Genomic DNA, 23,496 nt, shown 5'->3' on the forward strand with positions numbered 1-23,496 from the left:
TATGTAAGTCGGTATAAATGGCTCTACCTGACTAGACCCCATCACGATGGGTCAGATTCGGACGGATTCAATACCACCTGTTTTAACACCTTGTTAGCCCCTCGGCGAAGGTTTTCCGAGGCGGTCTGTTCAGAGATGCCGATTTTGCCCCCGACATCACCGAGTGTCGTTCGACGAGGGACCTCGAAATACCCGTCTCTGACAGCCTGGAAGAGCGTCTCTCGTTGCGAGTCCGTTAACTCGAACTCCGGGGTAGCTCTCGGATCTGTCAACGTGTGCAAACGGTCCAGTTTGATCGAAATGTCGTGTTGTCGACAGAAGTTATTGAACTCAGTGAGTTCCACGGGGGAGTCAAACCGGACTCGAAAGAACCACTCTTCTTTTCCACGGGCTTCGAGGATAGTCGCGTCAGTTTCAGCGATTCCGTCAATAAGGCTTTCCGCCTCGTCCTCCCAGTCGATGCGATACAGCGCGCTCCCGTTTGTCTGGTCTAACTGCTTGAGGTCTTTCACTTGCTCGCTGGCATGGAGCGACGCCTCGAATTGGTCAAGCTCGTCTCCATGTATCCAGACGTATGGCATTATCCGCCGGGCCGCCGGGACGACGCGCTCCATCTCAATGTGGGCGACCGGGTCGCGGGCAAGCGTTTTACCGAGGAGAAACTCATCGCCATCGATAGTGAACTCTGCAACGATGCTCATACCCGAAGTAGCGGGGTCACGTGTTATGAATACTCGCTATGCAACCCTGACGGTGAAGCGTTGCGAGACACGCGCGCTATATTCAGCACGGCCGTCGATAACTGTCACTGCTTGAGTATTTCAACAAGGCCGCTCTACCGTAGTTCGGAGTTCCGCCAGCGCGTTTGTAACGTTATCAGGTCGAGAGCCGTTTCAGTCGGTCCTGACACCGGACCAGCGCGTCCTCGTCGTCCCAGCGCAGGTATTCGCCGAGCGCGCGGGCCGCCTTGACAAGCCGTTCGGCCGTCTTCGGGTCGACGTCGCCCTGCAGGGCCCGGACTCGCTTGATATGCTCGGAGAGCGACTGGAGCGCCGAGAGGGCCTCGTTGTCGGTCCGGTTCAGGTCCTCGGCGTAGGTCTTGAGGTCTTTCCGATACTCGTCGATGGCGTCGGCATAGCCCAGTCCGCGCGCCTCGCGGATCGAGTCGGGGACGCTCTCGGGATCGGGTCGTTCCCCGTGGTCGGCACCCCGAAGGAGAGAGAGGTAGTACAGTTCCTCCTCATCCGTGGGATCGAACGAACGCGCGAAGACGTCCGCGACCTGCCGGAGTTCGTGGGCAGCGAGATAGACGTCTTCGAGCGCCTGCAGTTCCCCGGCGTCGATAAAGCCCTGTTTGAGCACGTACTCCCGGCATTCGTCGATTGCCGCCGACGCGATATCCTCGCGGGGGCCTCGTCGATCATGTTCCGGACCGACGTGAGATTTAGCGTCGCCGGTGCGGCCGTATGTTGTTTGCGTTCGTCGTCGATACCGACACTTTTGACGCTGCCACAGGCCGGACACGAGATGGTCCCCGTCTCGTAGTAGGACCACCTGGTCTCACACTCGGTACACTCCCGCTCGCCGCGTATCTCCATACCCGGTCTAGCGCGTGGCGAGTCAAATACTCACTCCCTCGCAGTTGGCAGTTCGGCCCGACTCACTCCCGTCGTGCGAGCAGTTCCTCGACGAGAGCGTCTATTTCGGCGCGGATCGGCACCAGATCGTCGATGGTCGTTCGGTTGTACGCTCGCTTGCTCACGTCGGTATGCTCGGGGACGATGCCGTGAGCGGCGCGGGAGAGGTCGGCCAGCCGATCCGCTGCCCGGGCGTCGACGTCGTCGAGTCGCGGGAGTTCGAGGCGCGAGACGACCGACTTCGAGAGGCTCGATTTGCCGCCCGAGGAGACGTCGTCGAGCGTCCGCTGATAGATCGAGGAGTTGAGTAACGCACAGAGGAAATGCGCCTCCGATCCGTCGTCGGTACCGATGAACATACAGTGGTCGCCGGGCACGATTGGCTGCTCGCCCAGCAGGTCGTCCTCGACCGTCGAGACGACGACGAAGTGGGGTTTGTAGCCGAGTCGACACCAGACCACCTTGTACTCCGCCCAGGTGTACTCGCCGAGGCCGAAGACGTTGTAGAAAGTGCCGTTGTCGAGCCACGACGACGAGCGGGCCGCGAGCGCCTCGCGGTTCGCGTCGAGATACGCGTAGGTCCGCGGGCACTCGGCTTCGAGCCACGCCTCGTTGTCCTCGTCAGCACTATCGAGCGGGACGAGTCGGTAATCGTGGCCGAAGAGCCCGAACTTGACGACGTGTCGGGACTTCAGATAGGGAAAGACCCGGTCGGGTTCGAGGTCGTCGACGCGCTCGGGATCGAGTTCGAAGACGTCCCGCGCGTCGTCTTTGACGCCGTGGCGGATCTCGTGGGAACACTCGCCGAGGGCTTGCCGTTCGGCGTCACGCCGGAGCCACGAGGAGGCCGGATCGTCCTCGTCGACCGGGGCAAAGCCGGTCTCCTCGCACGCGAGCGTCTCGCGAAGTCGGTCGAGGGTTCCGAACTCCGGCAGCATCCCGTCCCGCGACCACGCCGTGACGGGGACCGGCGCGGTCGGTTCCGACCCCACCGAGAGCGAGTAGATTGCCGCGCCGGCGCGTGCGTCGCCGAAGGGGCGCAGGTCAGTAAAATCGTGGACGTGGTCGACGGCGACCGGCGCGCCGTTCAGGCGCTGTTCTCGAAGGCGACGGCCGGCCGGTCCTTTGACGATGCCACGCTTGAGGACGAACGCGGCATCACCGCCATCGAGATAGCGGTCCATACAGGCGAGAACGAACGGGACCGAGATATCGTCGTTGGCGTGGCCGAGTTTCGCGTCCGCGCCGCGGTGGACCACGAGGTCGAGGCGGTCGGCCGGCCCTTCGCGCCACGCCTTCCTGACATCGTCGGGAAGCGCGCTCCAGGTGAGCCACGGCGGATTCCCGACGAGGTGGTCGACGGTCGGCGTGAACCTCTCGCCACCGTAGCGGAGGTCGTCGTCCCGTGTGAGTCCGAGCGCGTCGGTCAGAAAGACCGGCAACTCGACGGCGTCGACTGCGTCGTCGAGCAGAGGGGCGAGCGAGAGCAGATACCCAAGCCGCGCACTACGGACTGCGATAGGATTGAGGTCGATGCCGTACACCGAGTTCGTAATCTCGGCGACCTGCTGGGCTGGCGTCGGTGCGTCGTCGGCCTCGGCGTAGCCCGCGCGCTTTCGCTCGACGACCGTCGATAGGAAGACGCCGGAGCCACAACCCGGGTCGAGAAACGTCTCCGTGGCGAGGTTCTCGATAGCGAGGTCGTCGACGGCGAGGTCCGCGACGCCACGCGGGGTGTAGTACTCGCCCAGTGCGAGTCGAACGGGCTGGGTGACGACAGACTCGAAGAGTCGCCGGAGCACGGAGCCGTCGAGTACCGTAACCTCGACAGCGGCGATGGATTCGTCCACCTGTTCGGCGAGTCCATCGCAGCGACCATATCGTGGACGGCGACGAAGTCGACGTCGAGCGCATCGGTGTTCGAGCCCGGTTCCCGGTTGCTCACGTCGACGCCGAGCACCCCCTCGGCACGCGAGAGTAGTCGCTCGATCAGGAAGTCGTAGTAAAGCGCGTCCGCGAACACGGCTTCAATCGTCACGCCGTCGGGAAGTCCGGCAAAAGCGTCGCCATGGCTCTGTCTGAAGAACGACCGCCACGCCGCGAACGCCGCCGTGACGACGCCATCGTCGTCGAGGGCCGCCTCGACGCCGTCAGTATACTGTCGGTAGCAGTCGCCGTCACGCGCAAATCGGTCGAGGAGTCGCTCCGTCGCGGTCTGTCGGGTTCTATCTGTCACGTGTAGCTCTGTGGGGCGTCGCCGCCCGGTTCATCGCCTCTTTGGAGACCGGCGGTTTAACAGTATGGGTGCTAAGTCGTCTTCCTCAACGAACACAGTGAGTAGGGGGTGATACAGCACCCGTCCGGGACAACGAAAGAGTGTGCATCGTGCGGTGTAGAGTCAGAGAAACCGTTGTGGGTGCGTGAGCACTCGTGTCCGTCATATGGGTACACAACAGACCGGGATTTCAACGCAGCTGCGAATATTCTACACCGAGGATTGGAAGAAGTAGGAGTGGTTCACTCCGAATCAACGTCCTCAGAATCGCACGGCGATTCTGATGTGCGAACGAGAGCTCCGCTCTCGTCAACGCCTGTGGAGACTGCGACCGCTGTGTCTACCGACGGAGGCGATGCTTCCGTTGCTGTGGATGCAAGTCGCGTCGTGGAAGCAGGAAGCCGCGTCCTCAAGGAAACCGTTTCCACGGTTGAGTAGGGCGCGGTAGTTCACCGACTGGGAATGTAGCCCGTCGCGGGTTTCATGACGCTACCGACGGTACGGACCCACATGCGTGACGAGGACGAGATTCGCGAACAGTACGAATACCTGCAAGAACAGCTCGAAAGCGAGGAAATGCGCCACGAGGGGGTCCGGAAACTGTTCAGTCATTACAAGCGAGCATTGGGGTGGGCCCTCGAAGAGGAACATATGTGAGAGTAGTTGCGGATTTGTGATGGTCAATGGCCGAACGATTACACCGTGTCGGTACATTTATGAGGCACCAACGGTTTCGTTTAGGTGACGCTTCGCTTTGGAGGGCCGAAGCGTCAGCGGGGACCAATTCAGGGCGGCAAGCGGCACTTCGCGCTTTTTACGCGAGTGCCGCTTTCCTGTTTCAAACTATCGCGAGCGGCCGCTCCGCCGAACTAGCTTCGATACGCAGTATCTACTCGACGAACCCCTGTTTGAACCCGCGCACTACGTTGGGAGGGTGCTTTTGATAGCTCCGCCCGTCAGTTTATCTATGGCATCTCGTGTCCTCGTCGCGCTCGACGGATCCGAACAGGCCGAAGCGGCGCTCGAACACGCCATCGAGGAGCACCCGGAGGCCGAACTGATCGCGGTGCATGTCATCGACATCCTCTCCGGGATGTACGGCGAGCACTACGTCGATTACCAGTCGATCCGAGAGGGCCAAGAACAGCGCGCGGAGCGGATACTCGATGACGCCGTCGAGATAGCGGACAACCACGACCGCGAACTCGTGACCCAAATCCTCGTCGGCAAGCCCGCATCGGGGATCATCGACGCCACCGAGGAGTTCGATGTCGACCACGTCATCGTCGGAAGCCGCGGGCGCTCGGGCGTTTCCCGGGTACTGCTCGGGAGTGTTGCCGAGACCGTTGCCCGCCGCTCGCCCGTTCCGGTAACTATCGTCCGGTAGGATCGCAACGTATCTTGGTCTGCGCCGGATAGGATCTGTATGGCCGAACCGCTACCGATCACGGTGTACACGCGTGAGGACTGTCACCTCTGTGACGAGGCCGTCGACACGCTCCGCCGGATCGCCGATTCGGAGGGCGTCGACATCGAGATCGACCTCGTGGACGTCGACGAGGATCCCGAGCTCCACGAGGAGTACAGCGACCGCGTTCCCTACGTTCTCGTCGACGGGACGCCGAAATTCAAGTATCGGGTCGATCCCGCGAAAGCGCGGATGGAGCTGAAACGGTACGCGTAGCAGCAGTGAGCCGCTTCTCTGCCGGGACTGGCAATGACTCGTAGTTGGGACTGGATCTACTGCTGCCCTCCCCGAGCCGTCACGAGGCCTCTTTCTGCCTGAAGTAACACTGATGATACTACCGGACACCGGTGTCCGCGAGCACTTATCCGCCAGCGCCGACTACGAATCATTGCTGTCATACCGTCTATTTCAACTATGTCTCAACAGAAACCGGACTACGTAGACGATGCCGAGATCGACGAATCGCTCGACGACCTTCCCACCGAGGAGACCATCGAAGAAACAGTCGAAAACCTGGAGGCGAACGGCTTCGATGTCGTCGTCGTCGACTCGCCTGCGGACGCGCTCGCACACGTACAGTCGCTCATCCCCGCCGGAGCCTCCGTGATGAACGGACACTCGACGACGCTCGAGGAGATCGGATTCGCCGAGTATCTCAACGAGGGCGATCACGACTGGGAGAGCCTCGCCGACGAAATCTGGAGCATCGACGACGACGCAAAGCGACAGGCCGCTCGCCGCGACGCGCAGACGGCTGATTACTTCCTCGGCGGCATCAACGGTATCGCACAGACCGGCGAACTCGTCGCGGCTGATCGCTCGGGCAGTCGCATCGGTGCGTACCCGTTCGCCGCCGGCAACGTCGTTATCGTCAGCGGCGTGAACAAGGTCGTTCCGACGCTCTCCGACGCGCTCGATCGACTCGAATCAGTCGCCTATCCCCTCGAAAACGAGCGCGCCAAGGAGGCCTATGGCGTCGACTCTGCCGTTGCCAAACAGCTCATCTTCCGACAGGAACTCGACGAAGGGCGCACGTCCGTCGTGCTCATCCGCGAACAACTCGGCTACTAGTCGGGCAGAATCGTACGGTGCAACGAGCCTCGTAACTGCTGACCACGAGGCATGTCGTTTTCGGTTGTCGGCGAACGAGCGTTGGGGGTTTTACTCTCGCGAGAGGCGTCCCGGCGACCAGTCGCCGTCGAACTCCTCGTGGGTGAACGGTGCGGCGTCCTCGCCGGCGTAGGTGGCGACGAGGTGGCCGTCGCCTTCGAGGTGATACTTGTAGGTCGTCAGTCCTTCCAGACCGACGGGACCGCGGGCGTGAATCTTGCCCGTGCTGATCCCGACTTCCGCCCCCAGACCGAACCGGAAGCCGTCGGCAAAGCGCGTCGAGGCGTTGTGGAAGACGCTCGCCGCGTCGAGGCTTCGCATGAACCGACCCGCGCGGTCGGCGTCCTCGGTGACGATAGACTCCGTGTGTTTGGAGCCGTAGGCCGTAATGTGCTCGATGGCGTCGTCGACCGAGTCGACGACTCGGATCGAGAGTTCGAGGTCGCCGTACTCGGTCGACCAGTCCTCCTCGGTGGCGGCGTCGACGTCCACGACGGTTCGGACGCGCTCGTCGCCACTGATCGTCACGTCGGCGTCCTCGTACCGCGCGACCATCGCCGGGAGGAAGTCGGCGGCGACGTCCTCGTGTACCAGCAGGGTCTCGACGGCGTTGCAGACCGCGGGATACTGCACCTTGGCGTCGAAGGCGATCTCCTCGGCCATCTCCAGGTCGGCGGCCTCGTCGACGTAGACGTGACAGATGCCCTCGGTGTGGCCGAGGACGGGAATCTGCGTGTTGTCCTGAATATAGCTGACGAACTCCGAACTGCCGCGAGGCATCAGCAGGTCGATTTCGTCGTCCATCTCCAGCATCCGGTCGACTTCCGCGTGGGCCTCGATCTGCTGTGTCCAGCCAGTCGGTAGCTCCGCTGTCGCTTCCAGAATCGTCTCGTAGAGCACACGGTTCGAGTGGCTGGCCTCGCTGCCACCCTTCAGGATGACCGCGTTGCCAGATTTCAGGCTTAGCGCGGCGATCTGGACCAGCGCGTCCGGGCGGGACTCGAACACCGTCCCGATGACGCCGATCGGTACCGCGACCTTGTAGAGTTCGAGGTCCTCGTCGAGTTCGCGGGCGGTCAGGGTTTTGCCCAGCGGGTCCGTCTGCCCGGCGACACTGCGCACCATATCTGCGATGCTCTCCAGTTTCGACTCGGAGAGTTTCAGCCGGTCGACCAGCGCCTGACTGTACTCGCCCGCTTCGAGCAGTTCCTTACCGTTCTCGACGTCTTTCGCGTTCGCTTCGAGGATCGCCTCGCTGTTCGCCTCGATGGCGTCAGCGATCGATCGGAGCCCCTCGTTTCGTCTCGCTTCGGAGACGTTCGCGAGTTCGAGCGCGGCGGACTGTGCCTCACGGACTTTGGTAGTGGCGTCCCTGTCAGTCATGATCGACACCGTTTATGGGTGTAAATATCGTTCCGACGGTCTTGGTTGCAGCGATCTGTTCGAGCACGTCCGGTTCCGTCGATTCCGCGATCACGGCCGGGATGCCATGCTCGCTGACGCGGCGTGCGCCCTCGACTTTCGTCATGATCCCGCCGAAGCCGTCCGAGGAACTCTCCTCGACCAGTTGGTGGACGTAGTCGTAGTTGGTGCCGACGGCTTCGATCCGCTCGGCGTCGTCGTCGTGCTTGGGGTTGCCGGTGTAGACGCCGGGAACGTCGGTGAGCGTGACCAGCAGTCCGGCATCAACCGCGATAGCGATCGACGACGAGAGCATGTCGTTGTCGCCGATGCGGATCTCCTCGGTCGCGACGGCGTCGTTCTCGTTGACTATCGGGACGACGCCCCACTCCAGCAGGGTCTCGACTGTGTTCCGGAAGTTCGTGTACCGTTCGGGATTGTCCAGATCCTTCTGTGTCAGGAGTAGTTGCGCTGTCTTCAGCCCGTAGCGCTCGAAGCTTTCGGTGTACCGCCGCATCAGGTGGCTCTGACCGATCGTCGAGAGTGCCTGAGACTTCTCGACGGTGTCGCCGGTGTAGTCGATCCGGCCGATACCTGCGCCGACCGCGCCGGAGGAGACCAGCAGGACCTCCTTGTCGCGCTCTCGCAATGCCGCGATGTCGTCGACGAGTTTGTCGACTTTCGTATCGTCGAGGTTCGAATCGGCATCCGTCAGCGAGTTCGTCCCCGCCTTGACGACGACTCGCCCGGCGTTGGCAGCGAGTTCTCTGGTCCTTTCCACCGCCGCGCTGTCGATCTGCTTACTCATCGTCGACGGCCTCCGCTAACTCTCTGGAGCGCTCCTCGGCGGCGGCAACGGCCTCGCTGATTTCCGCCTGTACGTCGCTATCCCAGAGCACTTCCATCCCCTCGATAGTGGTCCCGTTCGGCGAGCAGACGGCGTCGATCATGTCGTCGAGGTCGTCGTCGGACTGGAGTGCCATCTCCGCAGCGCCTCTGAACGTCTGTGTAGCCAGCGTTTCGGCCTGTTCGGGATCGAGTCCCCCGTCGATCCCGGCCTGTTTCATCCCCTGAATGAGATAGTAGACGAACGCGGGGCCGCTGCCGTTGACCGCGGTTGCGATGTCCATCTGCGCCTCGTCGATTTCGGCGTACTCGCCGGCGGCGTCGAGGATCCCCCGTACCTCGTCGGTGACGGTATCCTCGGTGACCGCGGCGGCCATGTTTCGGGTCTCCGCGGCGAGGTTCGGCATCACCCGGACCACGGTCGCGGGGTTCGCCCGGCGACGAAGTCCGTCGAGACGCCGGCGGCAAACGTGACGAGCGTGTGCTCCGGCGAGAGTTCGAGTTCGTCGAGAATCGTCCCCACAACGTCCGGTTTGACGGCGATGATCACGACATCGGATTCGGCCGCCGCGTCGATGTCGTGGGTGGTCCAGTCGCTGTACTCCTCGACCGCTGCCAGCGCGTCCGGGTCGACGTCAATCGCTGTCACCCGGTGTGCGTCCGACGCCGAGAGCCCTTTGACGAGGGCGCTCCCCATATGTCCGCAGCCGATAATACTCACGTCAGTCATCCTGGTTGTCCTTACTGTAGTGGCCGATATACCAACTTTGATTCCGTCCGGCGAACGGCCGCTGTCTGGACCCGGATGCCGACCCGCCTGACTCCCACGTTCGTGCACATGGAAAGCCATTTATCCGCCCTGAGTCAACACGGGGATGAATGAGTCTCTCCGATTCGGACAGGGAGGTCGTCGTCGACGAGTTGGGACGGGAGCCGACCCCGGCCGAGACGGCGCTGTTCGAGAACCTCTGGAGCGAACACTGTGCGTACCGTTCGTCACGACCGTTACTCTCCGCCTTCGACAGCGAGAGCGATCAGGTCGTCATCGGCCCGGGCGATGACGCCGCAGTCGTCGCCCTGCCCGAACCGTCGGGCGACGGCAACAGCGAGACGTACATCACGATGGGTGTCGAGAGCCACAATCATCCCTCGTACGTCGACCCGTTCGACGGCGCGGCGACGGGCGTCGGCGGCATCGTTCGGGACACGCTCTCGATGGGTGCGTATCCGATTGCCCTGCTCGATTCGCTGTACTTCGGCAACTTCGACCGCGAGCACTCTCGGTACCTGCTCGACGGCGTCGTCGAGGGGATCAGCCACTACGGTAACTGCATCGGCGTCCCAACGGTGGGCGGGAGCGTCGACTTCCACGAGCGCTACGAGGGCAATCCACTGGTCAACGTGGCCTGCGTCGGCCTGACGAACGAGGATCGACTGATCACCGCAGTCGCCCAGGAACCGGGCAACAAACTCGTCCTTCTCGGCAACGCCACGGGTCGGGATGGCCTCGGGGGGCCTCCTTCGCCAGCGAGGATCTGAGCGAGGACGCAGAAACCGAGGACCGCCCCGCAGTCCAGGTGGGCGACCCCTACAGCGAGAAGCTACTGATCGAGGCCAACGAGAAACTGGTCGAGGACAACCTCGTCGAGTCCGCACGGGACCTCGGTGCGGCCGGTCTCGGCGGCGCGTCGAGCGAACTCGTCGCAAAAGGCGGCCTCGGTGCGGATATCGACCTCGAAGCCGTCCACCAGCGCGAACCGAACATGAACGCCCTGGAGATCCTGCTCGCAGAATCCCAGGAGCGAATGTGCTACGAGGTGACGCCCGAAAACGTCGACCGCGTCGCCGAGGTTGCCGAGCGGTTCGACCTTGGCTGTTCGGTGATCGGGGACGTGACCGACACGGGCCGGTACGTCTGTCGCTTCGAGGACGAGGTGGCAGTCGACGCCCCCGCCGAGTTCCTCGGCGACGGCGCGCCGATGAACGACCTCGATCACGTCGAACCGCAACAGCCGGAGCGTGATCTGCCGGACGTCGCGGTCGAGGACGCCTTCGAGGCCGTCGTCGGCAGTCCGAGTACGGCGAGCAAACGGTGGGTCTACCGACAGTACGACCACGAGGTCGGCGTCCGGACGAGCGTTCCCCCGGGTGACGACGCCGCCGTGCTCGCCATCCGCGAGACGGAAGGCGACGACGGCGTCGGGACCGGCCTCGCGCTCTCCTCGGGGGCCGCGCCGAACTGGACCGAAACAGCGCCGTACGACGGTGCCCGAGCAGTCGCCCTGGAGAACGCGACGAATATCGCGGCCAAGGGCGCGACACCGCTCGCCGCGGTCGACTGTCTGAACGGCGGCAATCCCGAGAAGCCGGAGGTCTATGGCGGCTTCAAAGGCATCGTCGACGGCCTCGCGGACATGTGTTCGGAGCTTTCGGTGCCGGTCGTCGGCGGGAACGTCTCGCTGTACAACGACTCGCCGACGGGGCCGATTCCGCCGACGCCGACCCTCGCGATGACCGGAACGAAAGCGGGCTACGACGCCCCGCCGCTCGCGGCCGACGCCGACGCCGAGGTGTTGCTCGTGGGCGACCGCGGCATCGCGGAGGGGACGCCCCGACTCGGTGGCTCCGAGTATCTCGCACAGTTCGGTGGAACTGACGCCTTCCCCGACCTCCCGGAGCGTCCTGCCGTTCTCGTCGAGACGCTCGCGGACGTATCAGATCGGGACTCGACGACCGCGGTCCACGACGTAAGCCACGGCGGCCTCGCCGTCTCGCTCGCCGAGATGGTGACAGAGACTGCCGGTCTCGACGTCTCCCTGCCGGGGAAGCACCCCTTGCCGAGTTGTTCCACGAACAGCCAGGCCGGGCGATCGTGGCGACGACTGACCCCGAGGCCGTCGAGGACGCGTTCGACGGCATCGCACCGGTCGAACGGCTCGGTACCGGGACTGCAGGCGGCGAACTGACTATCGATGTCGGCGACGAGACGGTCCGGTCGGATGCCGAGACCATCGCCGAGCGCCGCGACGTGATCGAGCGCGAACTCGACTGAACGGCTCGCTCTCTTCCGTCGAATCCCCACATTTGCTCTCTCGCATAGCCGTTATATTGAAGTAACTCCCCTGCGAAAGTTAGATCAATGACAGGTACAGAGGTTGTAACTAATGGCTCAGACGGTTGATCCAACGGTGCTGATCGCCGAGGACGAACCGGACCTCGCCGACCTGTACACGGCCTGGCTTCAGGAAGACTACGAGGTTCGAACCGCCTACAACGGGAGCCAGGCACTCGATTCGATCGACGAACGCGTCGACGTGGTGCTTCTGGACCGCCGGATGCCGGGGCTCTCGGGGGACCGGGTACTCGACACGATCAGGGACCGTGAACTCGACTGTCGCGTCGCGATGGTGACCGCCGTCGAACCGGATTTCGAGATCATCGAGATGGGGTTCGACGATTACCTCGTGAAACCGGCATCCAGTGACGAACTGCGTGCGATGGTCGAGCAACTGCTGTTGCGAAGCGAGTACGACGGCATGTTACAGGAGTTCTACGCGCTGGCATCGAAGAAAGCGATTCTCGACAAACAAAAGCCGGACTACGAACTCCGGGCGAGCGAGGAGTACGTTCGACTCGAGGACCGACTGGCTGTTCTCCGCTCGGATATCGACGACACGATGGCCAAACTGTCGGACCGGGACGCCTACGACCGGGCCTGTCAGGACATCGCCCGGTAACAGAGAGGGCGCCGTCGAGAGCCCCCACCTCGCTCTGATACTTTACAATACTCTTGTACTCACGACTCGCGGTCACGCCCGTCCATTGCGCTCTCGACGAGATCGATTGCCAACTCCGCGGCATCGACCGCAGTCTCGCCCAGCACGTAGGTCACTGGCTCGATACCGAACTCGCCGCGATGGTAGAGAACCAGCGGGACCGACTCCCGTTCGGCGAGTCGTTCTCGGAGATGCTCTTCACGCCCCTCGTAGCCCGCGTCGAACTCCAGCGGGTCGATTCCGGCGTCCCGGGCGGCATCGAGCAACGCATCGCTCGTTGCGAGGTTGAGCGCTGCCCTGAGGTCGTCATCCGCCTCTTTCGCGACGAGGACCGTCCCTGCAACGTGTTCTGACGCGCCGAACTCGGGGTTTGCCGCGCGCTCGACCGTCCCGCGGATCCGGTAGATCCGGCCCGGAATCGCCGCCAGGTCGGTCGGCCCCTCGGCCTCCGGCAGTGCCATTCCGATGTTCGTCCCCACGTTCGGGACGTACTCGGTGACGGCATCGGTGCCGGTCAGCAGGCGTGCGGCCCGACGGACGGACCGGAGCACGTCCCGCTCTGCGAGGACCTGTGAATCCGTTCCGCGGACGCAGAGATCACAGCCCAACCCCTCCAGTTCCGGCATCAGTTCCTCGTGGATGGCACAGATCGGCCCTCTATCCTCGAACTCGCGGATCAGCGCCAGCAGTTCCGCGAGGGCGTCCACCTCGTCCATCTCGCCGGAGTCGAACCCCTCGGCGATCCGCTCGACCGTTGCGATCATCCGTTCGTCCTCGCTAAATCGCGGCTCGATGGCGACGTTTTCGTTGACGAGGTTGCTGATCGCGGCCTGCGTGACCCCAAGCCGATTTGCGATTTCCTGCTGGGTGAACCCTCGCTCGTCGAGTTCGCTCGCGAGCAACACGCGGGCCGTCGGCATGAACCGCTCGACGACGATCTCCCCGGGAGGACCAGCGACATACCAGCCGATTGCGCGGGATCGTATATAAGTGACTCGTCGATTCGTGGAGTAACTGGCCGTCCATTTATCAACAATGCCGCGGCGAGGGCCGGCATGATCTGACTGTCGACGTGCGGTGGCTGCCGTTGTGCGACGTCCCACCGCACGATCCGTCTTCGTCGCCTGTTCGCTCAGAGGTTCGACGCCCCGGCGCCGCCGTCGATGGGCACCGCCACGCCGTTGATGTAACTCGACCGCGGAGAGCTTAGAAACGCGACCGTGTCGCCGAGTTCGCGGGGCTCACCGATCCGCTCCATCGGGTTCCCCTCGCTCCAGTCCGCTAACCCCTCCTCGTAGCTGTCGAACTCGCCGCGCTCTATGGACTGCTCGATTAGCTCCTCGACGCGGGCCGTCTCGTGAGCGCCGGGGAGGACGGCGTTGGCGCGCACGTCCGGCGCGAGTTCCTTCGAGAGCGTCTTTTCCAGCCCGATGACGCTCATCCGGACGGCGTTCGAGAGCACCAGCTGGTCGATGGCCTCCTTGACGCTCCGGGAGGTGATGTTTACGATGGTGCCCTCGCCCTCACGGAGATATGGCTCGCTCTCGCGGACGAGTCGGACGACGCTCATCACCAGCAGGTCGAACGCCTCGTACCAGTCCTCGTCGGTCGTGTCGAGGAAGGGGCCGCTCGGCGGCCCGCCGGCGCTCGTCACGAGGTGATCGATGCCGCCGAACTCCTCGACGGTGCGCTCGACGAGTCGCTCGATGTCGTCTTTCTTCGTGAGGTCGGCCTGAACGGCGACGACCTCGCCCGTCGCGCTCTCACGGATCTCCTCTGCCGCCGCTTCGAGACGCTCTTCGTCGCGACCGTTCACGACGACGTTCGCGCCGTTCTCCGCGAGCGCCGTCGCCGATGCCTTGCCGAGGCCGCTGCTCGATGCTGTGACGAGCGCTGCATTCCCGTCGATTGCCAGGTCCATAGGGAAAGTGGGCACGAGCGGAGCGTTAAAAGCTTCGTCCGGAGACGAAAGCGTGCTCTCAGTCAATATAGCTCTCGATCCGTCGCATCGCCTCTTTCAGGTCGTCGAGGCCGGTCGCGTAGGAGACCCGGAGATGTCCTTCGCCGTCCTCGCCGAAGACATCACCCGGGACTGCGGCGACTTGCTGCTCTTCGAGCAGTCCTTCGGCGAACGCCTCCGCGTCGCCGCCAGGCACTTCTGGGAAGACGTAAAACGCCCCCTCAGCCTCGAAGCAGTCGATACCAATCTCCTCGAACCGCGAGAGGACGAAGTTTCGACGACGGTTGTACTGGGTGACCATCTCCCGGACGTCGTCATCACAGTTTTCCAGCGCTTCCAGGGCGGCGTTCTGGGCGGTCGTCGGGGCCGACAGCATCGCGTACTGGTGGATGCGGTTCATCGCCTCGATGGCTTTCGCCGGCCCCATCGCGTAGCCAAGGCGCAGTCCGGTCATCGCGTAGGCCTTCGAGAAGCCGTTAAACACGATGGTTCGCTCGCGCATCCCTGGCAGCGTGGCGATCGAGGTATGCTCGCGGCCGTAGGTGAGATCTGCGTAGATCTCGTCGCTCAGCACCGTTAGATCGTGTTCACGGGCAAACTCCGCAATCGGCTCAGCTCGGATTCGGTCATGATCGCGCCGGTCGGGTTGTTCGGGTAACAGAACAACATCGCGTCGGCGTGCTGTGCGCCGGCGCGTTGTAGCTCCTCGACGGTGAGCTTGAATCCGTGATCGCTGGTCTTGACCGGCAGCGGATCGGCCCCCGCGAAGGTGATTCCCGGCCCGTAGGAGACGTACGACGGATCGGGAACGGCGACGGTATCGCCGGGATCCACGAGCGCCCGGAGCGCCACGTCGACCCCCTCGCTGACACCGGTGGTAACGATGATCTCATCGTCCGGATCGTACGTCAGCCCGTATCGCTCGTCGACGTGCTCGGCGATTCCCTCACGGAGCTCTCGTTTCCCGCGATTCGCCGTGTAGGACGTCTTTCCGCGTTCGAGCGAGGCGATAGCAGCCTCACGAGCGCCCCACGGTGCGGAGAAGTCCGGTTCGCCCACACCCAGGGAGATTACGTCGTCCATCTCCTCGGCTAGCTCGAAGAACCGCCGGATCCCCGACGGTGGGACCTTCCGGACGCGCTCGCTGATCTTCATGGAGAGATCGACAGCCTGTCGTCGTCGTCGTCCTCACTCATTCGGATGCCACGGTCCTTGTAGGTATCCATGACGTAGTGGGTTACCGTCTGAGTGATCTCGGGGACGGGTGCGACCTTGTCGCTGATGAACTTCGAGACTTCCTGCATCGACTCGCCCTCGACGACCATCTCGAAGTCGTAGTCGCCACTGACGAGCCTGAGCGTCTTGACCTCCGGAAACCGCGCCAGCCGCTCGGAGATATCGTTGTAGCTAGTCTCCCGGTCGAGTTTGACGTTCAACTCGACCGACGCGCGGACGCGTTCTTCGTCGACCTCGTTCCAGTCGACGACTGCCTGATACCCTCTGATGATACCTTCGTCTTCGAGCGATTCGATCGTCGAGATGACCTCGGTCTCGTCGAGGTCGGTCATCCGCGCCAGGTCCTCGGTGGAGTACCGTGCGTTCTCCAGAAGGAGCTCCAGCAGCTCGCGCTTGCTCATGCCATAACCAGGCCGTGGCGGGAACAAAAGGGTTTCTCCGCACCCTCATGACATGTGGTGTGGTACCGCGACCCTGCCCGTCACCGGCCTCCCGACTGGCAGGCGTCGCAGATGGATACTCTGGCGCTGATACTGCCGTTCTGCTCCGACCCGATCTTGATCGGGGTAACCGGGACGTAGCTTCTGCAGTACGCACATCGCTCAATCGCATCGATCTTCGATTTCATGCGGTTTACCCAGAGATAGTTAGCACGTTATTTAAAATTCGTGTAAAGTTTCTCGTATCTACTTGCTCTGAATAACTCTCGATCCTCGTTGAGTGAAAACGTGTCTGTCGTCCGGCATAGTTCGACTGGGAAGCGAAACGCCCTAACACGCGTCGTGCTACGGATCGGACATGCACAACGAATCCGAAGTCACCGTCCTCCGACTCGGCCACCGCCCCGGCCGAGACAACCGGATGACGACACACGTCGGGCTGACCGCGCGCGCGCTGGGTGCCGACCGGGTACTCCTCGACGGCGCGTCCGGTCCGGCAGAGACCGTCGAGGACATCACCGAGCGCTTCGGCGGCCCCTTCGAGGTAGAGGTTACGGAGAGTCCCAAAGGCGTCCTGCGGAACTGGGAGGGGGTCGTCGTCCACCTGACGATGTACGGCGAGCGCGTTCAGGACGTCGAAGCGGAGATCAGGGAGTCCCACGAATCGGGCGAGCCGATACTGGTCGTCGTCGGCGCGGAGAAAGTCTCTTTCGACGTCTACGAGGCGGCCGACTGGAACGTCGGCGTGACGAACCAACCCCACTCCGAGGTTGCGGGGCTGGCCGTCTTCCTCGACCGCCTGTTCGAGGGGCGCGAACTCGACCGCGAGTGGGAGGACGCAGACCAGCACGTCGTGCCGATGGCGACCGGAAAGAAGGTCGTCCCGGACGACGAAGAGTAGTTTTTCTGCCCGGCACCCCACATCCGCTATGTCACTCGCTCTCGCCATCGTTGGGGTCGTACTGCTCCTGATGGGTCTTTCAGGCTACTCCTCGCCGGAGGGTATGATGGAAGCCCAGAACCGGTATCCAGTCGGCCCCACCGACGATATCGAGTCGGAGACGCAGTATCGTCTGACCCGCTTCGCCTCGGTGATAGTCGCGGCAATCGGTGCGGCCCTGCTCGTTTTCGCGTATCTGTAACTCGGCTACTGTTGCCCGAACGCTCGACCCCCGGTAACCCGAATTATTAATCATTCACCACGACAATAGGTAGCTATGTACGACGAGGAGGATCTGGCGTCGATCCGAGAGTCCCGCGAGGAGTGGGAGGAAGAACGACTCGATCCCGTACTGGAGCAGTACGGCGAACGCAAGGAGCGCTTCGCCACCGTCTCGAACCACGAGGTCGATCGACTGTACACGCCCGACGACGTTGCAGACCTCGACTACGAGGCCGATCTGGGCTTTCCCGGGCAGGAGCCGTTCACCCGCGGCGTCTATCCGACGATGTACCGTGGGCGGACATGGACGATGCGACAGTTCGCGGGTTTCGGCACCGCCGAGGAGACGAACGAGCGGTTTCACTACCTGACCGACGAGGGCCAGACTGGGCTCTCGACGGCTTTCGACATGCCGACGCTGATGGGCAAGGATTCCGACGACCCGCTCACTGATGGCGAAGTCGGCAAGGAAGGCGTCGCGGTCGACACCCTGCGGGACATGGAAATCCTGTTCGAGGGGATCGATCTCGCCGACGTCTCGACGAGTTTCACGATCAATCCCTCCGCGCCAGTGATCTACGCGATGTACGTCGCACTGGCAGACCGGCGCGGCGTACCGCGCGAGCAGGTTCGGGGCACCCTCCAGAACGACATGCTCAAGGAGTTCATCGCGCAGAAGGAGTGGGTGATCCCGCCGGAACCATCGCTGACCTCGTCACGGACGTGCTCGAGTTCGCAGTCGACGAGACGCCGAAGTTCAAGCCTATCTCCATCTCTGGCTATCACATCCGCGAGGCTGGGTCGACCGCCGTGCAGGAACTCGCCTTCACTCTCGCCAACGGCTTCGCCTACGTAGAGGACGCGCTGGATCGTGGCCTCGACGTCGACGAGTTCGGGCCACAGCTTTCCTTTTTTTCAACTGTCACAACTCCTTTTTCGAGGAAGTCGCGAAGTTCCGCGCGTCGCGTCGCATCTACGCACGACTGATGGACGAGTGGTACGACGCCGACTCGGACGGGGCGAAACAGCTCAAGTTCCATACCCAGACCGCCGGGCAGTCACTGACAGCCCAGCAACCCCTGAACAACGTCGTCCGGGTGACGATTCAGGCGCTCGCGGGCGTGATGGGCGGCACACAGAGCCTCCACACCAACAGCTACGACGAGGCGCTAGCACTGCCCAGCGAGGACGCCGTCCGGGTTGCGCTCCGGACCCAGCAAGTTATCGCCGAGGAGTCCGGCGTCGCGGACATCGTCGACCCGCTCGGCGGAAGCTACGCCGTCGAGACGCTGACCGACGAGGTCGAAGCAGAGACGATAGCGTATCTGGAGGAGATCCGGGAGATGGGCGACGGGTCGATGCGCGCCGGTGTCCTCCGGGGGATCGACCGGGGCTACTTCCATCGCGAGATACAGGACGCCGCCTACGAGTACCAGGAACGGGTCGAACGCGAAGAAGAGGTGGTCGTCGGCGTCAATGCCTACCAGATCGAAGAGGAGACCGAACCGGAGATACTCTCGGTCGACGAGGACGTTCAGGAGCGCCAGCGCGACCGACTTACGAACGTCCGCGAGGAACGCGATGATGAGGCCGTCGAATCCGCACTCACCGACCTTCGTGAGGCCGTCGAGGCGGGCGAGAACACGATGCCGGCGATCCTCGCGGCGGTCAAAGCGTATGCGACGATGGGCGAGATCATGACCGTCTTCGAGAACGAGTACGGCTCCTACACCGAACAGCTAGCACCGACGTGATCTGGCCGGCAGTTCTCGGGGGAATGTTTATTCCGAAGCACGGTGCATATCATGATGAAATATGACAGATGAGCCCGATGTGGAGTTGGAGGCGCGGCTGGCAGAACAGGAAGAGTTCGAACCACCGGAGGAGTTCGTTGAACAGGCCAACGTCTCCGACCCGGAGATATACGACGAGTTCGAGGAGCCAGAAAGTTGGGAGCGGGCCGCTGACCTGCTCGATTGGGATACCGAGTACGACGACGTGCTCGTCGACGACGACGCCCCGTTCTACGAGTGGTTCGTCGACGGCGAACTCAACGCCGCGTACAACTGTATCGACCGACACGTCGAGTCCGGCCGCAAGAACCACGCCGCGATCAAGTGGGAGGGCGAACTCGGCGAGACCCGGACCTACACCTATCAGGACCTCTACCGCGAGGTAAACGAGTTCGCCGCGGGACTCCGCGACCTCGGCGTCGAGGAGGACGACGTCGTCACACTGTATATGCCGATGATCCCGGAGCTACCGATCGCGATGCTCGCCTGCGCGCGGATCGGAGCACCCCATTCTGTCGTCTTCGCCGGGTTCTCGGCTGACGCCCTCGCCACGCGGATGAACTCCGCGGACTCCGAGTATCTGGTCACCTGTGACGGCTACTACCGCCGTGGCGACGCCCTGAACCACAAGGAGAAAGCCGACAAAGGCCTCCGGAGCGTCGACGAAGACGTCGAGACGGTCGTTGTCGACCGACTCGGCGACGAACTCAACCACTTCCTCGGCGAGCAGTCCCACGACTACGACGAACTGGTCGCGGCCCACGACGGCGAGCGCGTCGAACCGGTCTCCCGCGACGCCGAGGATATGCTCTTTCTCATGTACACCTCGGGCACGACGGGCCAGCCCAAAGGCGTCAAACACACGACCGGCGGCTACCTCTCCTATGCGGCGTGGACGTCCCACTCGGTACTGGACATCAAGCCAGAGGATAGCTACTGGTGTGCGGCCGACATCGGCTGGATCACGGGCCACTCCTACATCGTCTACGGGCCGCTCGCTCTCGGCACGACGACTGTGATGTACGAGGGGACGCCAGATTACCCCGACAAGGACCGCCTCTGGGAACTCGTCGAGAAGTACGCCGTGGACATCTTCTACACCGCGCCCACGGCGATCCGCTCGTTCATGAAATGGGGCGAGGAGTACCCCGCGAGCCGGGACCTCTCTAGTCTTCGTCTGCTCGGGACAGTCGGAGAGCCAATCAACCCCCGCGCCTGGAAGTGGTACTACAAACACATCGGTGACGAGTCCTGTCCAATCGTCGACACTTGGTGGCAGACCGAGACCGGCGGAATGATGATCACGACACTGCCGGGTATTGGCAACATGAAACCCGGGTCCGCCGGCCCGGCACTGCCCGGCATCGACACCGAAATCGTCGATACGGCCGGCGAACAGGTCAGTCCGGGTGATGCGGGCTATCTGACCATCCGCAACCCCTGGCCCGGCATGTTGCGCACCCTCTACGACAACGACCAGCGGTTCCTCGACGAGTACTGGCGGGACTACTCCGACGAGGACGCCGACGAATGGGTCTACTTCCCCGAGGACGGCGCGAAGATCGACGAGGACGGCTACATCACCGTCCTCGGTCGCGTCGACGACGTCATCAACGTCTCCGGGCACCGCCTCGGTACGATGGAGATAGAGAGCGCCATCGTCGGCGTACCGGGCGTCGCGGAGGCGGCGGTCGTCGGCGGCTCACACGAGGTCAAGGGGAGGCGGTGTATGCCTACGTCATCACCGAGGACGACGCCGAGGGCGGCGAGGAGCTTCGCGAGAAGGTGATCGACAACGTCGAGAAGGCCATTGGTCCGTTCGCACGGCCGGAGGAAGTCATCTTCACGCCTGAGCTACCGAAGACCCGCTCCGGGAAGATCATGCGCCGTCTGCTCGAAGACATCGCCAACGAGGAGGAACTGGGCAACACGTCGACGCTCAGAAACCCCGAAATCGTCGAGGACATCCAGGCGCAGGTCAGCAGCGACTAGCCGGCTTCCCTGACTCCGTTTTTTCGACTCAGTTGTTCTCGCCGAGGCCGTAGTACCGGATCGCGAACAGCGGGATCCCGAGCAGAGTAGCGATCGTTATCGCGCCGTACAGACCAAGTCCGAGCGCGTTCGGCGGCATCTCGATGAACCCGTAGAGCGCGACCGTCTCGAGCTCGTCCGAGAGGACCACCGACAGGACAACACCCATGAACGCGGCGATACCGATGAGGATGAAGTAGAGACGGATGACGACTTGCTGTCCGTTGAGATCTGCTGTCGCGTCGACGCCCTCGAACGACGTTTCGCTATCTGTCACGAGTACTCATTGGGGTGGCAAACGATTAGGTTTTTCCACTTGCCCCGCCAAACAACGGTATGACTCAACAAGAACTGCTCGGGCTGATACTGACCGCGGTCGCCCTGCTCATGTTCTCTACCGGCTTCGTTATCGCACTGAGCTGCTCGTCGCGCCGTCGGCTCTCTATCACGCTCTGACGTAGTTCCCGAATCCACGATATTCGACAAAAACAGCGGTCAGCTATTCGCTCGAAGCGTCGTCGCTCGCGTCCGCAGCGTCGGCGTCGGTCTGTAGTTCGCCCGGCGCCTCTTCGCCGTCGACCGCTCCGCCGTCCGAACGCAGTTCCGACGAGGACTGCTCGTCTTCACCGCCGTCGGTCATCGGCAGAATCTTGTTGTCCTTGAACCAGTCCCATTCGCGGGTCTTCATGCCGTGTTCGTCGAGGTTCCACGGGTCGCCGTCGCGGACCTTCGGTCCCTCCAGCCAGGAGATGACGAAGTTGTAGACGAAGATCATCTGTCCGATCAGCAGGATGAACGCCCCGACCGTGGCTAACTGATGCAGATCAGTGAACAGTGCCTGCGGACCGAGGGTCACCTCATAGTTCGCGTACCGGCGCGGCATTCCGCCGTAGCCGAGGAAGATCATCGCGAAGAACGTGACGTTCGTCCCGATCATCGAGAGCCAGAAGTGCCACTTGCCGAGGCGTTGCTGGTACATCCGCCCGGTGTACAGCGGGAACCAGTAGTACAGCCCTGCGAAGACGGCGAAGCCGATCACCCCCATCACGATGAAGTGGAAGTGTCCGACGACGTAGTAGGTCTCGTGGAGCACCTGATTAACCGGTACCGCACCGAGGAAGACCCCGGTGACGCCGCCGATAATGAAGTTAAAGATGAAGCCGAGACAGAACAGCATCGGCGTGTTCAGCCGGATAGAGCCGTTCCAGAGGGTCGTAATCCAGTTGAACGTCTTCACTGCGCTCGGTATCGCAATCGATAACGTCACCGCCATGAACGCCGATTCCAGCCGGGGATCCATCCCGGAGGCGAACATGTGGTGCGCCCAGACACCAAACGAGAGGACGCCGATTGCGAGCGTCGAGTAGACGACGAACTTGAAGCCAAACAGCTTCCTGCCCGCAAAGCGGGGGAGGACGTAGCTAATGATTCCCATCGGTGGTAACACCAGTATGTACACTTCGGGGTGGCCGAAGAACCAGAACAGATGTTGCCAGAGGATCGGGCCACCGCCAGCTGGATCGAAGAACAGCGTGTCGAGGTTCCGATCGGCCAGCAGCATGAGGAGCGCGCTACCGAGCAGCGGGAAGGCAAAGAGGATCAGGCCGGACTGGGTGAGCATCGTCCACGAGAAGATATCCAGATTGTGCCAGCCCACGTCGTCGCCACGCTCGGTGAAGATAGTCGCGATGAAGTTGATCGCTCCCATCGTTGCCGAGACACCTGAGAGGTGTAAGCCGAGCATCATCAGGTCCGCGCCGGGGTTGAGCGGCCCGCCCCCGGATGGGGTGCCGGCGATAGTCGAGTCAGTCGAGAGCGGCGGGTACATCGTCCAGGACGTCTGCGCGCCAGCGATGCCGTCGATGACCGGCCCGAGAATCAGCCCGGACCAGACCAGCAGTGCCGCGGGCGGGAGCAACCAGAACGCGATGGCGTTGATCCGTGGGAACGCCATGTCGTCCGCGCCGATCATCAGTGGCAAGAGATAGTTCGCGAAGGCCGCGATGATCGGCGTCCCGAACAGGAACAGCATCGTGATGCCATGGGACGTCAACAGGGCGTTGTAGGTGTCCGCCTGGATGATCGACGTTCCAGGGTAGGTGAGTTCCACGCGCATGACGATCACAGCGAGTCCGCCCCACGCGAACGCGATGATCGCGTAGGCCCCGTAGAGCATTCCGATATCCTTGTGATCGACAGTCGTGAGCCATCGGATAACGCCACTTGGCTTTTCAGAGTGCGTCGTCTCGGTGTCGTCGCCATAGCCCGTGCCACCGACTGGCGAGTACGTACGCCAGCTTTCGAGGCGCGTGAGCCATGCGACGACGGCGACGAGGAAAAGCCCCATGAACGCCGTCAAAG

17 protein-coding genes and 7 pseudogenes are annotated in these 23,496 nt (G+C 62.8%); 12 read left to right on the forward strand and 12 right to left on the reverse strand.

The genetic code is table 11. The annotated features are described in order from the left end of the window. Positions 1–41: 41 nt before the first annotated feature. The 3 genes and pseudogenes from ACFQH2_RS08335 to ACFQH2_RS08345 form a co-directional block, all read right to left on the reverse strand. Entirely contained in the window at positions 42–701 is a 660-nt protein-coding gene (locus tag ACFQH2_RS08335) for a helix-turn-helix domain-containing protein (protein WP_377052630.1), read from the reverse strand. Positions 702–876: 175 nt separating this feature from the next. Then, positions 877–1,598: pseudogene (locus ACFQH2_RS08340) on the reverse strand (TFIIB-type zinc ribbon-containing protein). A gap of 62 nt (positions 1,599–1,660) precedes the next feature. Beyond that, positions 1,661–3,487: an N-6 DNA methylase gene (locus ACFQH2_RS08345; protein ID WP_377076633.1), complete on the reverse strand. Its 1,827-nt coding sequence runs from the start codon at positions 3,485–3,487 to the stop codon at positions 1,661–1,663. A gap of 218 nt (positions 3,488–3,705) precedes the next feature. Here ACFQH2_RS08345 and ACFQH2_RS08350 point away from each other — a divergent pair, with 218 nt between their 5' ends. The 6 genes and pseudogenes from ACFQH2_RS08350 to ACFQH2_RS08375 all read left to right on the forward strand — a co-directional run bounded on the left by ACFQH2_RS08350 (position 3,706) and on the right by ACFQH2_RS08375 (position 6,451). After that, complete coding sequence (locus ACFQH2_RS08350; RefSeq protein ID WP_377076634.1) at positions 3,706–3,879, forward strand: hypothetical protein; 174 nt, start codon at positions 3,706–3,708, stop codon at positions 3,877–3,879. A gap of 114 nt (positions 3,880–3,993) precedes the next feature. Next, a pseudogene (locus ACFQH2_RS08355) lies at positions 3,994–4,350 on the forward strand (zinc ribbon domain-containing protein); the annotation flags it as partial. A 45-nt stretch (positions 4,351–4,395) separates the two neighbouring features. Further along, positions 4,396–4,569 (forward strand): hypothetical protein, encoded by a 174-nt coding sequence (locus tag ACFQH2_RS08360; protein WP_377077023.1) that lies wholly within the window; start codon positions 4,396–4,398, stop codon positions 4,567–4,569. A 310-nt stretch (positions 4,570–4,879) separates the two neighbouring features. After that, positions 4,880–5,299 carry a universal stress protein gene (locus ACFQH2_RS08365; protein WP_377052638.1) on the forward strand — a complete coding sequence of 140 codons (420 nt, stop codon included), beginning with the start codon at positions 4,880–4,882 and terminating at the stop codon, positions 5,297–5,299. A gap of 39 nt (positions 5,300–5,338) precedes the next feature. Beyond that, positions 5,339–5,596 (forward strand): glutaredoxin family protein, encoded by a 258-nt coding sequence (locus tag ACFQH2_RS08370; RefSeq protein WP_377052640.1) that lies wholly within the window; start codon positions 5,339–5,341, stop codon positions 5,594–5,596. Positions 5,597–5,794: 198 nt separating this feature from the next. After that, a complete protein-coding gene (locus ACFQH2_RS08375) occupies positions 5,795–6,451 on the forward strand; it encodes a lactate utilization protein (protein WP_377052642.1) in 657 nt (218 codons plus the stop codon). A 90-nt stretch (positions 6,452–6,541) separates the two neighbouring features. Here ACFQH2_RS08375 and ACFQH2_RS08380 read toward each other — a convergent pair whose 3' ends face one another. From ACFQH2_RS08380 to proC, 3 genes and pseudogenes are all read right to left on the reverse strand, one after another. Further along, positions 6,542–7,873 (reverse strand): glutamate-5-semialdehyde dehydrogenase, encoded by a 1,332-nt coding sequence (locus tag ACFQH2_RS08380; protein WP_377052644.1) that lies wholly within the window; start codon positions 7,871–7,873, stop codon positions 6,542–6,544. Further along, on the reverse strand, positions 7,866–8,699 hold the full coding sequence (proB, locus tag ACFQH2_RS08385; RefSeq protein WP_377052646.1) for a glutamate 5-kinase: 834 nt from the start codon (positions 8,697–8,699) through the stop codon (positions 7,866–7,868). Before proB ends, ACFQH2_RS08380 begins: the two co-directional genes overlap by 8 nt. Then, positions 8,692–9,434, reverse strand: a pseudogene (proC, locus tag ACFQH2_RS08390) (pyrroline-5-carboxylate reductase). The gene proB and the pseudogene proC overlap by 8 nt, the downstream one beginning before the upstream one ends. A gap of 182 nt (positions 9,435–9,616) precedes the next feature. On the opposite strand from proC, the pseudogene purL reads away from it, so the two are divergent. Next, a pseudogene (gene purL / locus ACFQH2_RS08395) lies at positions 9,617–11,789 on the forward strand (phosphoribosylformylglycinamidine synthase subunit PurL). Between the two features lie 112 nt (positions 11,790–11,901). Next, positions 11,902–12,474 (forward strand): response regulator, encoded by a 573-nt coding sequence (locus tag ACFQH2_RS08400; protein WP_377052652.1) that lies wholly within the window; start codon positions 11,902–11,904, stop codon positions 12,472–12,474. A 59-nt stretch (positions 12,475–12,533) separates the two neighbouring features. Here ACFQH2_RS08400 and ACFQH2_RS08405 read toward each other — a convergent pair whose 3' ends face one another. The 4 genes and pseudogenes from ACFQH2_RS08405 to ACFQH2_RS08420 all read right to left on the reverse strand — a co-directional run bounded on the left by ACFQH2_RS08405 (position 12,534) and on the right by ACFQH2_RS08420 (position 16,110). Then, positions 12,534–13,433 (reverse strand): thiamine-phosphate synthase family protein, encoded by a 900-nt coding sequence (locus ACFQH2_RS08405; RefSeq protein ID WP_377076635.1) that lies wholly within the window; start codon positions 13,431–13,433, stop codon positions 12,534–12,536. A 212-nt stretch (positions 13,434–13,645) separates the two neighbouring features. Continuing rightward, positions 13,646–14,434: an SDR family oxidoreductase gene (locus ACFQH2_RS08410; protein WP_377052656.1), complete on the reverse strand. Its 789-nt coding sequence runs from the start codon at positions 14,432–14,434 to the stop codon at positions 13,646–13,648. 58 nt (positions 14,435–14,492) lie between these two features. Beyond that, positions 14,493–15,628 (reverse strand): annotated as a pseudogene (locus ACFQH2_RS08415) (pyridoxal phosphate-dependent aminotransferase). After that, the gene (locus ACFQH2_RS08420) at positions 15,625–16,110 is read right to left on the reverse strand and encodes an Lrp/AsnC family transcriptional regulator (RefSeq protein ID WP_377052660.1); all 486 of its coding nucleotides are present in this window, start codon (positions 16,108–16,110) and stop codon (positions 15,625–15,627) included. Before ACFQH2_RS08420 ends, ACFQH2_RS08415 begins: the two are co-directional and overlap by 4 nt. 397 nt (positions 16,111–16,507) lie before the next feature. On the opposite strand from ACFQH2_RS08420, the gene ACFQH2_RS08425 reads away from it, so the two are divergent. The 4 genes and pseudogenes from ACFQH2_RS08425 (at position 16,508) to acs (ending at position 21,096) form a co-directional block, all read left to right on the forward strand. Beyond that, positions 16,508–17,050, forward strand: coding sequence for a tRNA (cytidine(56)-2'-O)-methyltransferase (locus ACFQH2_RS08425; protein WP_377052662.1), 543 nt, complete (start codon positions 16,508–16,510; stop codon positions 17,048–17,050). Positions 17,051–17,078: 28 nt separating this feature from the next. Further along, entirely contained in the window at positions 17,079–17,291 is a 213-nt protein-coding gene (locus tag ACFQH2_RS08430; RefSeq protein WP_377052664.1) for a hypothetical protein, read from the forward strand. Between the two features lie 75 nt (positions 17,292–17,366). Continuing rightward, positions 17,367–19,065: pseudogene (locus ACFQH2_RS08435) on the forward strand (acyl-CoA mutase large subunit family protein). A gap of 61 nt (positions 19,066–19,126) precedes the next feature. Beyond that, positions 19,127–21,096 (forward strand): annotated as a pseudogene (acs, locus tag ACFQH2_RS08440) (acetate--CoA ligase). 28 nt (positions 21,097–21,124) lie between these two features. Here acs and ACFQH2_RS08445 read toward each other — a convergent pair. Both ACFQH2_RS08445 and ACFQH2_RS08450 read right to left on the reverse strand, forming a co-directional pair. Next, on the reverse strand, positions 21,125–21,412 hold the full coding sequence (locus ACFQH2_RS08445) for a DUF7520 family protein (RefSeq protein ID WP_377052670.1): 288 nt from the start codon (positions 21,410–21,412) through the stop codon (positions 21,125–21,127). A 222-nt stretch (positions 21,413–21,634) separates the two neighbouring features. Then, positions 21,635–23,482 carry a cbb3-type cytochrome c oxidase subunit I gene (locus tag ACFQH2_RS08450; protein WP_377057046.1) on the reverse strand — a complete coding sequence of 616 codons (1,848 nt, stop codon included), beginning with the start codon at positions 23,480–23,482 and terminating at the stop codon, positions 21,635–21,637. Between the last annotated feature and the right edge of the window lie 14 nt (positions 23,483–23,496).

It is taken from the genome of Natronoarchaeum sp. GCM10025703 (genome assembly GCF_042661985.1).
Classification (GTDB): Archaea; Halobacteriota; Halobacteria; order Halobacteriales; family Natronoarchaeaceae; genus Natranaeroarchaeum.